The following is a 16,692-nucleotide window of genomic DNA, read 5'->3' as shown; positions in this document are numbered from 1 at the left end:
ATGACAAAAAAACCAAGACAATACTTAATAATAATTTTGTGTAAGACATATCGTGTAAGAATAATAACTCAAGAAAATATAATTTTGATTTTTGTAAATGTCAATAAAAAAATCACCAATAAACACGGAAGTATTTACGAAGGTGATATTGTGGAGTGTTTTGATATTGTTGCAGTGCAAATCAGAATTACAAAGGAAACGAAGCTGACCAAGAAGATGATTGAGAATGCGAGGGTGCTAAAGATGGATAACAGCTCAAACACAAAATAAATTTTCTAATAACGAGTATATATCAATATCAACATCTTGATACCAAGGATATTTCCTTAAACAAGAAACATCTAAGGCGTAAAGGCGTTGATATTAATTATATATAGTAAAAGAAGTAGAATGAAAAGAAATAATATTAGTAGAAATAGAAGATGAATAAGAAACAGAAACTATAAGGGTAATAGAATATATCCTTGTAAAAGAAACAGACAATGTCTTATGTATTGGATAACAGTCTTATACGTAAAACAAATCTTTGAATTAAGCTAATTGTTAATTTAATTCTAAAAAAAGAGATAACTGGGTGTATATTGAAAGATAAATACCCCTTATCTCGATAGGGTGTTAGGGGAAAGAAGGGATAGCTTCATAACTAACAACAACCAAACAATACAACAACGCAACTTTATTGAAATTTAAAAAACCTCGTGGTAGAACTATATTAATGAGATTAATTGTTGCTATTATTAGGTATGGTTGTTAAAAACAATAAAGATAAAAGGGATGCTCCCAATGTAAAAGACTATGTAAGAAATCTATTCAAAGAACACGATATTGCATGCCCTGAAGATGACCTTGAACTTGCATCAAATAATCTTGTAAGGTTCTTTAGACTCTTACATGAAAGCAAGCTTGAGATGGAAGGTAAACCAAAGCAAGAAAAACCTCAAGTAATAAGGAAAACCAAAAGACCTTCATATTTCCCAGTATATATGGACGCTTACAGGCTAAGACCTAAGATATCGGAATTTATGAACATGCTTACAAAGGAACAAATTATGCAAATATGTTTTGAGATTGAAGACTTTCAAAAACTCAAAGAGCAAACAAACCGTGCTTACGAAGAAATACACACAACAATGACACCTGAATACAAGGAATTCCTACTATTCAAACAATCAAAGAAAGCAAAACCGAAATCAAACAAAATAAACTTTGCAACCGTAGGAGGTAAGGCACTTGAAGAAATAGAAAATATGACAGCAGAGCAAAGAGTTCTAAACGAATTCATAGACCACCCCGAATTTGACGAATACGGACTTCCTTATTATACCTAGTTTGGATATGGTATGATAGATACAATCAAATTAACATTGACAGACGGAACGTTTGAAGTGCTGGACAGAGATAAATTCCAGCCTAATGCCGATGTTGTATTGCGTCCCTTTTTTGCAGAAACGGTAGTAAAGGCAGTTCAAAGTCCTACAAAAGCGGAAACTATGAACAAGATTTATAAACCTAGACTTACATTGTTAAGGCAGTTCAAAAAAGTGATGCTTATAATGGAGTTCTCAATCCCAAAGCTAATGTTCGGTAATAACTTTGAGGAAATCGGAGGAGTTGATTTGAAATTTGTTATTAAAACACTTCAAGAAGTTCTAAAAGAAATGGGTGTAAGTGTTGAGGAAGAATACCTAATGAGTGCAAAAGTTCAGCAGGTAGATTATGGTAAGAACTTTATATTAACAGGTATTTCAACGGCAGTAACACTTATTAATCTGATAGCTAAAGCCGATACAACCTTCAGAACCGATATATCAACAAAGCTTTACAGAAACGGAGGCAAGCTTGTAAGTTTTTACACCAAGATTCAAGAGATAGTATTTTACGATAAAATAAAAGACCTTCAAAAAGAACTTAACATCAGTAAGAAAAGAACCGAAGAAGTTGATGCCGAACTTCAAAGAGACTTCCTTGCAAACTACGGAAAGCACGATGTTTTAAGAATGGAGGTAAGAATTAGGAATCCAAAGAAACTCAAAAGAGTAATTCAAAGAGAAATGGGATCGTCAATCCCTGCAAATCTTGCAGAGATAGTATCCTCGGAAGAAGAAGTCTTGAAGTTTCGCCATGTATTTGATGATGAGATTGCTAAAAGAATACTTACAAACTACCTAATGCAATTAAAGAAAATGCTATATACCGTTATGGCAAGCTATAAGGATGGAATGCTTCAATACTTTATATCTGAAGGAATTAAACCGCAGAAGGCTCTTGCTTATGCAAAGGCACTTGAGCTTATCAAAGAACAAGGGGAAAGACGTTTGAGGGTCATGTTTCCAAGCGTACACAAGCAAATTGATAAGCTCAAGCAACATCCAGTCATCGGGGTTATTTTAAACCTTGATAATCATAACAGCGTATTTCTTTCAAATGCTTTTCACAGACTTGAAAATGTTTTATATCACTTCAGACCAATAAGACTTGAAAACGGTAAGGATATTCAAGGAAGAGCCGAAATAACAAACAGAGACTTCTATGAGTTTTTACCAACAAAAGGAGATAAAAAATATCAAGATATGGTACTCGACATCAAACCTAAAAATAAAGATGTTGAAGATGAAGAACCGCAGGACTATGCCACAAAAAGATGGATAGCTGAACATGGCACACCCGAAGTTGGTAACGCTCATTGGATTTATAATTCTCGTAAAGCTCGTCGTGATAGCTACGAGGGAGGAAGTAAAGATGACGATGAAGAAGAGTTTCTCGATTATCTTGCAGATGATGATAACGTAATATAATTGTTTTAAAATGTATGGAAGATAAAATATACCACCCTGATTTACCTGAAGGCTACTATATCAACAAAAACGGCATTGTTTGTGAGGTAAGAAAGGTTAAAGAACTCAAATACAAGGAGACGGAATGGGAACTCGGCATCCCCTCAGTTATATTCGTAAGGGGATTTAACATTGATAACACTTCAACCTTTTATGATATTAACGCCGCTCAAGACGCAGAAAACAAAGATATTCTTAAACATTATGATTTTCGTTATGAAAAAAGAAACGAAATGTATAAAGACGGATACAGAGACTGCGAGAGACTTGATGATATTGTATGCAAAATACAGATGTATAATTACGGTTGTGAATTTACACACGACCCCTTTATAATAAGAACATTCGGAGTTGATTCAAGCGATAATAAATTCCATGTAGAAAAGGTCAGATTTATGCTGGATTATATCAAAAGCTTCAATTGCAAAATGATGATTTGCACACTTGATGTAGGAATGCTTCTTGACGGTCTTAATACTACCAAGTATGCCATTAAGAGGTTGATTCAGGAAGAGAGAATTAACATATACTTTACAGGTTTGGGTTTTTGCCTTAATAGCTCCACCATTGATATGGGAGGTTTATTTGTTGATGAAGATTCGGTGATTTAGTAAATTCAATCTTAAAAACTTACAACTCCTTGTAGAAGTTAAGCTTAATAGAATTGAAAATTAAAGAATGCTATTTTATAATTCGAAAAGGTAAGAGTATTATAAAAATAAAAAGCATTTAAAAATTTGTTATCAATTCTATGGCTATAAAATCTAAAGTTAAAAAATCAAAGTTCTCGGTTAATAAAGAAAGGACTTCAAATAAAGCGGTAATATGTGCAAGAGTTTCAACAACAGACCAAGAAGATAACCACTCTCTTGTTGCTCAGAGAAACAGACTTATTGAATATTGTAAAAGAAACAGATTTGAGATTATCAAAGAGTTTGAAATAGTAGAAAGCTCAACAAAAGGAGATAGACCTAAGTTTCAAGAAATGCTTCAATTTATTGAGGAGCAAAAAGAACCTATAAACCTTGTTTCAGATAAGGTAGACAGACTTCAAAGAAGTATTATGGATATAGGAAAGATTGATGACCTTGTTAAATATCACAACATGGCTTTACATTTCCTTGATATCGGAAGGCTTGATAATGATTCCAACGCATCACAAAAAGCTTTCTATAGGATAGCGGTAGTCTTTGCTAATGCTTATACGGACGCAATATCGGATAATGTTAAACGAAGCATAGGAAAGAAATTAAAAGAAGGAACGATTTTAGGACCAGCTACCCTTGGATATATCAACAAAGAAAGACCTAACAAAAAACTTGAACCTAATGCCATTGTTTTACTTGATCCCGTAAGAGCACCTCTCGTTAAAAGAATGTTTGAAGACTATGCAACTGGAGCTTACTCAATAAAGCAAGTTATGCAGAATGCTACCAAAGCAGGGCTTAGAACTTTAAAAGGACATAAACTTTCTCACAGCACAGTTGAAGGAATCTTAAAACAACCTTTTTATTACGGTTTTATTCAATCAGGAGGGGAGCTTTATAAACACAGATATGAACCCTTAATTACCAAAGAACTCTTTGATATCTGTCAAGACATAAGAGCTGGTAAAACAACAGATAAAACAAGAATACCAAAAACTGAAGAGGACTTTACTTATAGAGGATTAATCAGGTGTCATCACTGCAAATGTGTTTATACCCCTGACCCGAAGAAAGGAGGAAGGTATATTTACATGAAGCCTACTAAATCCCAAGGAGATTGTGAATTTTGTAAAAATACCAACGAAAACGTTATAAACGAACAGATAGAACACATAATCAAAGAACTTACAATTACAAAGGAAGCACTTGAAGCAATAAAACCGGAATTAAAAAAAGTATTGGAAGAGAATAAAAGCCTAAATGAGATAAAATTTGACGAACTTAACAAAAAACTCAAAAATATTGAAAAAAGGCAAGAGGAACTCATTGAAAGCTTAACTGAAGAGCAAAATGACCAGAGTATTACCCTGGATGAAATTCAAAAAATGAATACAGTCCTAAGTATGAAAAAAACCCAAATTCAAGATGAACTACTATCTTTAGACATTAATAACACATCTACAAGAAACCAGATACTGACTATATTTGAGCTAGCTGAAGGTATGTATGATATTTTTGAAAGTTCGAATAATATCAAAAAGAGAGAACTTATTAAAATTTTATTTTCGAACTTAGAACTAAGTGGCTTAAACCTACACTATTCCTTGCAAAAACCATTCGATTTATTGCAAAAAAAGGAGGGTCAACCAGTTTGGCTCCCCAATATGCCTTTATTCCTAACAGAAAGTCATCAAGAAATCCAAAATTTTCATAAAATATATTCTTCAAAACTTTCAGCATAAAATTTTATCATCCGTCAAAAAAACTTTTATAACAATTCGAGGCAAGAAATTTTTATAAAATTTCCATCTTCAATCCATTCTTACTTTTTCATAATACGATAACAGGTAATTTCTCACCATCCTTGTATTTTCTTTTTATTTCATCTATATCGTGCGAGAAGTGGGTGAACTTGTACTAAAATATAAGTTGCATGCCAGCGAGAAGCACAGAAGAGAAAAACCAAATTTTGTTAATTACTACTAATACTAATACTATTGCTATAACTATTGATAAAAATATAAATTTTGCTATAATAACTAAAACTGAAAATATAACTAAAACGATTAAAACATTAAAAATTGAAACTGTAAAAATTATAAAAGAAAAAAGAGTAAATACATAAAACAATAAGGCTAAAAAGGAAATTACGTAAGTAACCAATAACAATAAAACTTAAACCAAACAACCAAAACCAAAGAAAGAAATTTCCAAGGAAACAATAAAGGAAGGGGATCTGAAAGGGTCTCTTTCTAATTCGATAAAGTCTTAAATCAATCAAGATTTAGATAATAAAATACAAAATCAATTTATTAACACACCATTTGTTCGCAACATGTTCGTCAATGTTCGAAACTTGTTAATATCTTTTAAGATCAAAACTAACCTTCAAACATCCTTGATTTTTATCAACATACTCGATAAAGTTGTGTGAAAATTATGCGGCAAACCAAATTAGGCATGTCAAAATTTTCACACAACAACTTTCTAACTTTTTCTTCAATTCTTCTTTTATCATTTCTAATCTAACTACATAATTGTTAAAGAGTAAAAAAATTCACGCCACAAAGTGGGCTTCACGCTTCGCTATTGCGATGTTTGCTTATCGAGCAAATCAATCAGTGGTTACAAAGCATTTTGGATAGCTTCTTCGTTCTTTTATGTTTGTATATATAAAGTTCTGTTCAGTAGTGCCAGAGGTTGTTTTTTTGTAGGTCTTTGGTATACGAAGTGCGATTTATTTCGCCAAAGACTTGACAATTGGGAATTTGAGATTATATATGGAATATATTGTCAAAAAATGTTATCTTCTTAAGAAATATGTCGGAAATAATCAAAGCTTTTAAAAAATTACAGGTTGACATGGATTATACAAAATCATCTTTATTTAATACGGGAGATTGTCATCATTCTGGATTAATTTGGACTCGTCGTGTAACTAGATTCTTTGCTTTTGCATCATTAATTGTTTTGGCAATGAACAAAGATTTTTTATCAATTTTCGATATCAATCAAAAATATGTATTACTAACCGTCTTTATAGCAAACGTATTAAATTATGCTGTTTCAGAATTATCTGACAAAATAGAAGATTTAAATTCTCAAATCAAAGATTGTAAAAAGCACGGTCATGAAATAAATTCACTTCTAAAGGAATCAAGAAATGTTTTAGCGATATATGAAGATTATAAGGTAAAACAAAAGAAGTACCAAAACTTTGATGACTTGGATGATTACTTAGTATATCAGTTGCAAGATTTTACCACAAAATACAATGTCATTATTGAAAAAATGCCACATATTGCTGAAAAGCATTATAATAAAACACAAAAAGATTTTGCCAATGGCACCAATCAATACACGGAACAGGAACTTAACAATATTTAATCTTTTATTATGGCAACGGTTTCAACGCATTTAACGGATATAGCTGATAAGCTAAAATTTTCAGACGATGAAAAATCAAAAATTAACACATCAATTGACACGATTAAAAAGAGAATTAATGGGTATTTTAAAAATGACATTAGTTACCAAGTTGAAGATGTAATCATATTCGGATCGTACGCAAGGGGAACGATTGTAAAAAATAGCGATAAAAGCGATATTGATATTATGGTAATTTTTAAGAATTCGGCCGAGTATAAACCTCAGACTTTTTTAACCAAATTAAAGGAATTTGCAAATAATTCGTATAGCGCATCAGAAATTAAACAATCCAGTCCAACTATTAAAATTGAATTAAATCATATTATTTTTGAGCTTGTGCCAGCGTATCAGAAATACTTGCAATATGGACTAACGGATTATTACATTCCAGAAACAAAAGATAATCATTTTTCTACAGATGGATGGCAAAAAACTGATTTTATTGAATTCAATAAACAAATAAAAGAAAAATGTCAAAATAGTAGCACACTTTATAGACTGATACTTTTAATGAAATCTTGGTGTGCTAAAAATAAATATATACAATCTTATTCATTAGAAAAATTTATTGTAGATACATATTATTACAATTGTAATACGTTATTTGATTATTTGTATACATTTACAACTAATTCCAGTTGGAATGTGAAGCAAGAGTTAGAATCATTAAGAGCTCAAATTATAAAAGCTAAAAATTATAAAGACCAAGGGTATGAAAATAGTGCGATAGATGAGTTAAAGAAGATTAAGTTTTAACCATTTCTATTTCTCCACCACAACCCTACAAATCTCGCTTACAACTTTATCAATTGCAGTAATAGTGTCATCATTTTGAGCAGAGATTTTATTGATAATTTCTTTAATTTTCTTGGCAGATTTGCTGCCTTGTTTTACTTTTACATCAACAAATAAATCAGAAAGTTCAATTTGTAAGGCTTCCGATAGATCAAATAATGTTTCAATTTTTACGCCAAAAATGCCACGTTCAACATTTGAAATCGTTTCAACAGTTTTATTGATTTTGTCAGCAAGCTCCTCTTGTGTTAAACCTTTCATTTTCCTGTAATATTGCACTTTATTGCCAATACTTTTTATCACTTTGTCATGTTTTGGAATTTTATTGCTCATATAGTTATACTAAATTACACTTGGAACAGAGTGCTACTTAATATAATCGCTTATAATGATTCAAAAAACCATAGAGTAGACTTAAGTAAATTGATGTTATAATTTATCTTAAAGCCGAAGTGATACTTCTATTTTTCTCTTTACTTTTAAATTTTCTTCTTCTAAGCTATCAGGAATTAAGGTAAATCTTTTTGTCGAAAATATGTCTGTAAATCAATTTAGAACTGATATTTGTGAGTCTTTGGGTTATTATGTTTATCGTTTAGTCGACCCAAGAAACGGAGAAACTTTCTATGTAGGCAAAGGAATTGCCAATCGAGTCTTCGAACACGAGTCAGAAACAGACGATATAACAAGTATTGCAGAAAAAGAAAAACATAAGCGTATTTTAGAAATTAAGGCAGACGGACACGAAGTAATAAGAATAATTCACAGACACTTTCCATTTGAAACCTTTGATAAAGAAACATCAGAATTATTGTCATTTGAAGTTGAATCAGCATTAATGGATGCCTACACTGGACTTACAAATATTCAAGAAGGAAGAGATGCTGATAATAGAGGATCAACACATATCAGTGAAATTATAAAGCGATATTCAAAAGAAGAAATAGTTCCACATCACAGCTTAATGGCAATATCAATACCTATCTCAATTGAACAAAAGAGCCTTTATAATGCCGTTCGCTACGCTTGGAGAGTAGATATTAATAAAGTGCAAAATCGCTATGTTCTCGCGCATACAAAAGGATTGGTGCGTGGAGTGTTTGAAGTTTCTGCATGGTTAAAAGAGGGAACGGAAGAATTTGAAATTGAGTTTAAGGATTTTCTGAGAGTTGAAAAAACAGCAGGAAGATATGGTTTTATTGGAAAAGAATTATCAAAAGATAGTGAAATATCAAAGCTTTACCTTGGTAAAAGGCTTCCTCCAGTTAAGAAAGGTGCAATGTCTCCGGTGAGGTATTTTGATAAGCTGCAAAGTCCCGTAAAATAAAAAATCCATATAAAATTGACTTTTAAAAAAAACTTGTTTTAGATATTGGTAGAGTTTAACCGTTCCTTGGTTTGCTATATTTTTTGTAAGTTTTGTATCGTAAAATGGCTCTTGTAAACAATATGGACATATTATCATGGCTCTCAAAGCTTGGATTTAAAATTCAGTCTGGCAAAAAGGATTGCTATAGCAAAATCATCAATGGGTACGAGCTTTCTGTTGACTTGGAAACTTCAAAAATTAACTACGGAAAAGATATCACAATTCACAGAACGACAACATCGAATTTATCACAAGACGAAAATCTTGTAGTATTAGATTGTGTTTGTAGATTGCTTAAAAAAGGGTATAGTCCAAAAGATATAGAATTAGAAAAAAGTTGGAATTTAGGGCATAAAGGCAAGGGTTTTCTTGACATACTTGTAAAAGATAAGCAAGGCAATTCGCTGTTTATGATTGAATGTAAAACTTGGGGACCTGAGTTTAACAAAGAAAAAAACAAGATGTTCAAAGACGGAGGGCAGCTTTTGAGTTATTTTAGGCAAGATAAAAAACCTAAGGCACTTTGTTTGTATGCCTCAAGAGTAGGTGAAAGTGCAATTGAATTTGTTAGCGACATTATCAATACAAAGGGTCTAAATGGTGAAAACGAAGAAGAAATATTTATATCTTGGGACCGTACATTTCAAACAATCGGTATCTTTGAAAATGATGTAAAATGCTATGATTTTCAAGATTTATTTTTGACATATAGAGATTTGAAAGATCTTGACAAAGAACATGGAAAAAGAATCTTCAATAAATTTGCTGAGATTTTGCGCAGACATAATATATCAAATAAGCCAAAGGCATTTGATATTATTTTTAATTTTTTCATTTGTAAAATATACGATGAGAATATTAATTGTAATGAAGGGGATGAATTGCAATTTCAATACAAAAGAAATGAAAAAAATGAAGAGTTAATTGATAAGCTAAAAAAACTTTACTCTGGAGGTTTGGAGGTTTACATTGATATCTTAATTCCATATATACAGAAACAAGCATTAGAAGAAGGAAAATTGTCGCCGGATTTAGTAAATCAAATTTTATACTATAGCGAATCTGGTGCATTTTCTTTCAAAAAAGTATACAACAAAGAAACTTTTGAAGACAATATTGAAATTGTAAAAGAAGTTGTTACCTTACTTGAAAAATATAAATTTAGGTACGATAAAAAGCAGCAATTTTTGGGCGATTTCTTTGAACTACTTCTTAATACCGGCTTTAAACAAGAGTCAGGGCAGTTTTTTACACCAATACCAATTGCTAGATTTATTTGCAAGTCTCTACCGATTAAGCAAATAACCGATCGCATTATTGCAGACAGGGAAAACACTTTCTTGCCGTACATAATAGATTACTCCTCAGGTGCTGGGCATTTTATTACAGAAATAATGGATGAAATTGATATACACGTTAAAAGCAATATCTTAGAAGGTGATATCAAAAATGCAATGGCAAAAAAAGCATTTATAAAAAACAGAGATGACTTATCTTGGGCAAAAGATTATGTTTATGCGATAGAAAAAGACGAGAGGCTTGTTACTATTTCAAAAGTTTCATCATTTTTACACGGCGATGGCGATGCCAATGTGATATATGGCGATGGCTTGGCTCCATTTTGTAGTAAACGTTATAAAGAAAAGCTTTTGTCTGATAAAGTAGATAACAACAATTTCGATATTCTCATTGCAAATCCTCCATATTCTGTAAGTGGCTTCACTAGAGACCTTCTTAAAGAGTATGAAAAATTGAGTCTTAATCCAGAGAATTATTTTGAATTATATCAATATTTAACTCCTCAATCATCCGAAATCGAATGCCTATTCATTGAACGCACGAAGCAACTTTTAAAAGAAGGCGGTGTTGCTGGTGTTATATTGCCAATTTCGATATTGACAAACGGTGGGATTTATGAAAAAACCCGTGAAATTATATTTAAAAATTTTACATTCAAGGCTATAGTTTCGCTAGGGAGTAATGCCTTTATGGCGACTGGTACAAAAACCATTATAGCGTTTTTACAAAAAAGGAATCCAAGCGATTACCAAGGCATTGAAAAAGAAGTTGACAAATTCCTTGAAGGTGGATTTGTTGATGTTGCGGTTGGTGGCATAAAAGACGCATTTTCAACTTATGCAAGTAGAGTTTACGAGATGGATTTTGAAACCTACAAACAAATTTTAAACGCACAAAATACAAGCCACGAGCTATCAAAAGAATATAAAGACCTTGACCAAAAGCATATTCGTGAGCTGGAAAAACAAAAATTAATCTACTTTATTTTAACATACAGCCAAAAAATAGTTTTAGGCGATTCAGGCGAGAAAGACATTGAAAAGGAATTTTATGGCTTTGAATTTTCAAACCGTCGCGGACACGAAGGAATTCATATTTATAAAGATGAAGAAGGTTATTTACAATCAAAATTATACAACGAAAATGACTTGTGCGATGCAGAAAAACTCAATACATATATACTAAAAAGCTTCACAAACGACGCAAAGCTTGAAAGCAAAATTACAGAAATTCAAGCCTCAGAAGACCATCCACTAAAAGACCATATCCATTATTTACGCCTATCAAATCTAATGACATTTGATCTAAAACGGTTTGATAAATCGGTGAATTTGAATAAAAGAAATAATTTGAAGATTGAAACAAAATTTCGTTTAATAAAACTTGGAGATGTTTCTCAAGGCATTATAAGTGGATCTACTCCATCTAAGCAGGTAAGAGAATATTGGGATAGCAAAGATGTGAATTGGTGTACTGTTGATGATTTTACAAGTTTCTACATTCATGATACTAAACAACATGTATCAACTAAAGGCTTAGCAAAACTTACAATCATACCTATAAATAGTGTTTTATTAAGTTGTACGGCTACAATAGGCAAAGTTGCCATTAACAAGATTGAACTAACAACAAATCAACAAATAAATGGTATTGTTTGTAACGCAAATATTAAACCAGAATATCTTGCCTATTTTCTTGAAAGCAACGCGAGACTTTTAAGTGCAATTACTGACAATGTTGGCGTTAAGCATATCAATTTGCAAATGTTAAGGGATTTCAAAATTCCATTCCCACCACTCGATATCCAACAAAAAATTGTTGCTGAAATTGCCGAGATTGAAAAGAAAGAGGAAAAAGTGAGGGAGAAGATTGAGAAAAATCAGGAGAAAATTAATGGATTATTTGGCAGTGCAAAAAATATAAAAGACATCACAATTTCAGAAATTGCAAAAAATTTGACTGCAGGTGGTGACGTGCCAAAGGGTAACTTCTCTAAGAACAAAACAGAAAAATATCAAATCCCTATTTATGCAAACGGATATCAAAATAAAGGTTTGTATGGCTATACCGATATTATTAAAATTAACGAAGCTTGTGTTACAATCGCTGCACGTGGAACAATAGGATATACAGAAGTAAGAACTGAACCATTTTATCCAATTGTTAGATTGATTTGCTTAGTGCCAAAAGAAGAAATTGCCAATGTTTTTTATATAAAATATTTACTAAGTAGAACGCAGTTTATTAATAGCGGAACAACAACTCCACAATTAACAGTTCCTCAAATTTCTGGAATAAAACTATCTCTCCCACCCCTTGCCGAACAACAAAAAATCATCGCACAAATTGAGCCATTGGAGGTAGAAATTGAAGAAGCAAAGACATTTTTGGCAAATGTAAAAGAACAAAAACAAGCGGTTTTAGATAAATATTTAAAATAATTTCCAAAAACCCAAGTCTATTCGTTATATGAGTTATAGATAAGCAAGTTTGTTTGTGATTTAACTTTTACAATTTCTGTATGACTGGAACAAAAATAACTGTAGAAGATTTGGCAAAGTTTGGATTTACAAGGGTAATAAATATGTCGGATATTATTTTATTGGACGATGTTCAAACTGGTAAAATAATAGAAAATAGAAATTATGACATGTGGGATGAGCAAAGTATACAAGAGGAAGAGGAGCCTGTAATTGAAGAAAAAATCGACCCAGAAGAGCAGAAGCGGCAAGATGAAATTAAACGAAAACAAGAAGAGCAACGCAAATTAAAAGAAGCTGTTGGATTTTTACAAACTACAAATGAGCAAAAAATTGCCAATGATTTTTTGGCAGCTTGTTTGGATAGTCATAGTAAATTCAATGTTGCAATTATTTCTTCCAAGTCAAAACATCATATTTTTTTAAAAGATCAAAGTCTTTACATAAACCGAATATTTACAGAATTTGAGGATTTTGATATTAAAATGATGATTGTATCGGATTTAAATATTCCTTGCCCATTTGAAGACGAAAGAGAGGCATTTAGAGACTCTGCTGTGGTTTTACTTTACGAAAAGAACGCTTGCACAAAATGCAACCCCGATAAAGGTAGCGAGTCTGTGGATCTAAAGCGAAAGTTGCTTGATCTTGTAACATCTATCGGCCTGCAATTTGTCTTTAAAAATGCTTATGAAAATGGCTTTTATTTTTATAAACGCCTTACTTCAAATTTATCGGTAAATAGTTATACTGTTGATGATGTTTCGGATTTTCAAATTCCTGAATCGCAGATATTGAATGTTTCTATAGATGGCAGAATATATAAGGCAAATACATCTTCTGAGTTTTTAAATGAAATGTTATGATTTATAAAATGTAAAAATATTTAACTTTTTTGTATCAAAAATCGCCTGTCAATAAATAATAGTATTAGGGAAGAATTTTTTATCTAATACTATGTCCATTAAAAAGTTTACAACATTGTCAATTATCGGGGCAGCTTTATTGCTTACTGCTTGCGACAAATCTCCAACATGTTCCGATGAAATAGTTCTTAATAAAGTTAAGAATAAATTTCAGCAGCTTTTAAATCTAACTGACGAGCAAAGAAATTCACTTGAAATAACAGGCGCAAGGCCTATAAGATACAATAAGGATATAAATACATATAGATGTGCCGCATATATGTCGGGAACGCTCAATGGCAAAACAATACCTGCAACAGAAATACAGTTTAGTTTGTATATAGCCGATAACGGCAAAGATTTTATACTTTCCTATGAATAAAATGCACAAAAGACAAGTCTTTAAATAAGATACATTTTTGTACAACATAACATATAAAGTTAAGAAAGGTCAGGTATCTTTTGCCAAGGTATTCTGGTGGGGATTACTAATTAAGTTCGTCATAGGCATGATTAAGCAAACCTTTCCAAACCCTGTGACCATCGCAATAGATTTAGGTTATTTAATAGGCTGGATGCAAAGTATGTGGTATTCGAGAAAAAACGTGAAAAATAAAATATGGTTTTTTATAGGATTTGGTTTACCAATTGTGATAACAGGCCTTTATTTACTTTATGTATAGACTCGGAGATAAAACAAGAATTGCACAGGATATCATAAAACACTTTCCAAAACATTCCGTCTATGTAGAACCTTTTTTTGGCATCGGTGGCGTTTATTTCAACAAGCCTTTAGCATTAAAGAATATCGTCAACGACCTCGATTCAGATGTTCACAATCTTTTTACTTTAACGCTATCGGAAAAAGACTCGCTACTTGAAACGTTAGACATAACGCCAATTACAACTGCAACATTTGATTTCCTAAGGGAAACGCAATTTGACTGTAAAATAATGCGAGCAGTGAGGTTTATTTACCTTTCAAGCTTTAGTTTGTTTGGAGCTGGAACAGTAATGATGGTAGGCAACATTGTGCGTAAATCTACAGTAATTGAAAAGGCAAAAGAGCTTTTAAGACACGCACATACTCAAAAAGCACAGTTTACAAATAAAGATTTCAGAGAATTTTTTCAAAGTCTTTCAATACATGCAAACAACAAGAATGCGACTTTTATTTACAACGACCCTCCATATTTAAGCCTCAGAGCTGAAAGGTACAATACACCAAGATGGACTAAACATGATTTTGACGATTTATTGAAACTAAATCTAGAAACAGGATACAAATTCGCAATATCAGAATTTAACAATCCTTATGTACTACAAAAAGCGGATAGTTTAGGATTAAAAATAATTGAAGTCTGTAATAGAAAAAATGTCCGCAAAGAAAGTCAGGAAATTCTCGTTGTCAACTACTAAAATCAACCACATTTTAAGACCGACTTACAACAAAATAAAAAATATTTTCAAAATCTTCGTCAGAATCGCAGTCAATTCGTTATATGAGGATAGAACAAATTTATTGATCTATCTTATGGATACGGAAATGAAACTAAGAAACCTCTACAGGTTGCTATACTGCGAAGAAGACGAAACAGAATGTAATGATTCTAACGTTAGAATTGCAAAGAGGCTTGTCGAGTATTTCAAGGTTTTGTCCGACATAAGCAACGATCAAAAGAAATGTTCAGATGTTTTAAATGTTTAATTATTTTGTCTTTTATGTTGGATACTGTAAAATTAATGATAGATCACGGCTGTTATAAAATAACAAAGCCAGACCTTTTTAATCCTTCAACAAAGTTGTTAGATCTTCGCCCCTACCAAAGAGTAAGTAAAAACGGAGACTTGCATTGTGCATATTATCCTAGTGAAAAAAGCTATAGAAACGGCACACATGGCGAATATTTACCAAAAGTTTCGGTGCATAGAATGCTTGTTGGTAAAGATAATTTTACAACATTTCTAAAATTGGAGTTTTCGGCACCAAAGCTTTTATTTGGCAATAATTTTCAAGAGCTTGTTGATAGCGATTTTCCTGATTTAATTAATGCTTTACATAGAAAACTCCAGTTTATGGGTATTGAAATCGACAAATTGTGGTTGGAAACTGCTAAGGTTATGACGGTACATTTTGCGAAAAACCTTGTTATAACTGAATACGGATCGTGTCTTTATCTGCTAAACGCAATTTATAAGGCAGATGTTACAAAAACCTTAGATGTAGCCAAAACTGATTATCGCAACAATGGAAGCATTGTAAGATTTCATTCAAATACATCTGAATTATGTTTCTATGACAAGATGAAAGATTTAGAAACATCGCAAAAGGTAGGTGAAGCCAGATGTCTTGAAAACAACAATTTTCTTCAAAGAGACATGCTTGAAAAATACAAAGATCAAGAAGTTTTAAGGATGGAATTCAGATTAAACGCACCACAAAAACTAACGGCAATTTGCAATAAAGTTGATAATGGTACAATGCAGTATTATTTTTTTCATGAAATATTTTCTCAAAGTTTATCAAGAAAAGTCTGCATCTATTACTGGGAAATTATCAGAAAAGGCATGAAATATCTTGTTCTTCAGGATAGCTCTATTGATAAAATAATGGAGTTTTTAATGGAGAATAAAAAATGGGAAACAGGAAAGTTTTTATCAACACTTGGTGCTTTGTATCTTGCAAATGATAAAGGTATAAGGTTTTTACGAGAAAAATCTTTAAAAAAATACAACGAGATCAAGAACATTTTCAAGAATACGAGTCAGTTTAATAACGGCTATTTAATGAAAACGGGTGCAAAAATAGCAAAGGCGCTAGATGAATTTGCTCCATTGCGAGATGGTGAATTCGAACCATATAAATACAGATCAAAGTTTGATCTACCGATCGATGTAAATACAATGAAAATTCCAGGTTTATTTTTATAAAAT

15 protein-coding genes are annotated in these 16,692 nt (G+C 31.9%); 14 read left to right on the top strand and 1 reads right to left on the bottom strand.

Going from position 1 to position 16,692, the window contains the following annotated elements; translation table 11 throughout:
* The 8 genes from deia_RS01160 to deia_RS01130 all read left to right on the top strand — a co-directional run bounded on the left by deia_RS01160 (position 1) and on the right by deia_RS01130 (position 7,666).
* The gene (locus tag deia_RS01160) at positions 1 to 270 is read left to right on the top strand and encodes a hypothetical protein (RefSeq protein ID WP_161982779.1); all 270 of its coding nucleotides are present in this window, start codon (positions 1 to 3) and stop codon (positions 268 to 270) included.
* A 473-nt stretch (positions 271 to 743) separates the two neighbouring features.
* A complete protein-coding gene (locus tag deia_RS01155) occupies positions 744 to 1,328 on the top strand; it encodes a hypothetical protein (protein ID WP_146820344.1) in 585 nt (194 codons plus the stop codon).
* A 12-nt stretch (positions 1,329 to 1,340) separates the two neighbouring features.
* Entirely contained in the window at positions 1,341 to 2,795 is a 1,455-nt protein-coding gene (locus tag deia_RS01150) for a hypothetical protein (RefSeq protein ID WP_146820343.1), read from the top strand.
* Positions 2,796 to 2,809: 14 nt separating this feature from the next.
* Positions 2,810 to 3,445: a hypothetical protein gene (locus deia_RS01145; protein WP_146820342.1), complete on the top strand. Its 636-nt coding sequence runs from the start codon at positions 2,810 to 2,812 to the stop codon at positions 3,443 to 3,445.
* A 140-nt stretch (positions 3,446 to 3,585) separates the two neighbouring features.
* A complete protein-coding gene (locus deia_RS01140) occupies positions 3,586 to 5,223 on the top strand; it encodes a recombinase family protein (protein WP_146820341.1) in 1,638 nt (545 codons plus the stop codon).
* Between the two features lie 191 nt (positions 5,224 to 5,414).
* On the top strand, positions 5,415 to 5,606 hold the full coding sequence (locus deia_RS05795) for a hypothetical protein (RefSeq protein WP_161982777.1): 192 nt from the start codon (positions 5,415 to 5,417) through the stop codon (positions 5,604 to 5,606).
* 695 nt (positions 5,607 to 6,301) lie between these two features.
* Complete coding sequence (locus tag deia_RS01135) at positions 6,302 to 6,868, top strand: hypothetical protein (RefSeq protein WP_146820340.1); 567 nt, start codon at positions 6,302 to 6,304, stop codon at positions 6,866 to 6,868.
* A 9-nt stretch (positions 6,869 to 6,877) separates the two neighbouring features.
* Positions 6,878 to 7,666, top strand: coding sequence for an SMODS domain-containing nucleotidyltransferase (locus deia_RS01130; protein WP_146820339.1), 789 nt, complete (start codon positions 6,878 to 6,880; stop codon positions 7,664 to 7,666).
* Positions 7,667 to 7,672: 6 nt separating this feature from the next.
* Here deia_RS01130 and deia_RS01125 read toward each other — a convergent pair whose 3' ends face one another.
* Entirely contained in the window at positions 7,673 to 8,038 is a 366-nt protein-coding gene (locus deia_RS01125) for a helix-turn-helix domain-containing protein (protein WP_146820338.1), read from the bottom strand.
* Between the two features lie 202 nt (positions 8,039 to 8,240).
* Between deia_RS01125 and deia_RS01120 the strand changes: the two genes are divergently transcribed.
* The 6 genes from deia_RS01120 to deia_RS01095 all read left to right on the top strand — a co-directional run bounded on the left by deia_RS01120 (position 8,241) and on the right by deia_RS01095 (position 16,689).
* Complete coding sequence (locus tag deia_RS01120; RefSeq protein WP_146820337.1) at positions 8,241 to 9,032, top strand: LEM-3-like GIY-YIG domain-containing protein; 792 nt, start codon at positions 8,241 to 8,243, stop codon at positions 9,030 to 9,032.
* A 122-nt stretch (positions 9,033 to 9,154) separates the two neighbouring features.
* Positions 9,155 to 12,814, top strand: a complete 3,660-nt coding sequence (locus tag deia_RS01115) for a restriction endonuclease subunit S (RefSeq protein WP_161982776.1) — start codon at positions 9,155 to 9,157, stop codon at positions 12,812 to 12,814.
* Between the two features lie 80 nt (positions 12,815 to 12,894).
* Positions 12,895 to 13,719, top strand: a complete 825-nt coding sequence (locus tag deia_RS01110; RefSeq protein WP_146820335.1) for a hypothetical protein — start codon at positions 12,895 to 12,897, stop codon at positions 13,717 to 13,719.
* Positions 13,720 to 13,810: 91 nt separating this feature from the next.
* On the top strand, positions 13,811 to 14,140 hold the full coding sequence (locus tag deia_RS01105; protein WP_146820334.1) for a hypothetical protein: 330 nt from the start codon (positions 13,811 to 13,813) through the stop codon (positions 14,138 to 14,140).
* 293 nt (positions 14,141 to 14,433) lie between these two features.
* Positions 14,434 to 15,177, top strand: coding sequence for a DNA adenine methylase (locus tag deia_RS01100; protein WP_146820333.1), 744 nt, complete (start codon positions 14,434 to 14,436; stop codon positions 15,175 to 15,177).
* A 303-nt stretch (positions 15,178 to 15,480) separates the two neighbouring features.
* Positions 15,481 to 16,689 (top strand): phage/plasmid replication domain-containing protein, encoded by a 1,209-nt coding sequence (locus tag deia_RS01095; protein WP_146820332.1) that lies wholly within the window; start codon positions 15,481 to 15,483, stop codon positions 16,687 to 16,689.
* The last annotated feature ends 3 nt before the right edge of the window (positions 16,690 to 16,692 follow it).

Origin of the sequence: Candidatus Deianiraea vastatrix, assembly GCF_007993655.1 — a bacterium.
Lineage (GTDB): Bacteria > Pseudomonadota > Alphaproteobacteria > Rickettsiales > Deianiraeaceae > Deianiraea > Deianiraea vastatrix.
This window is presented reverse-complemented; position numbering and strand designations above follow the sequence as displayed.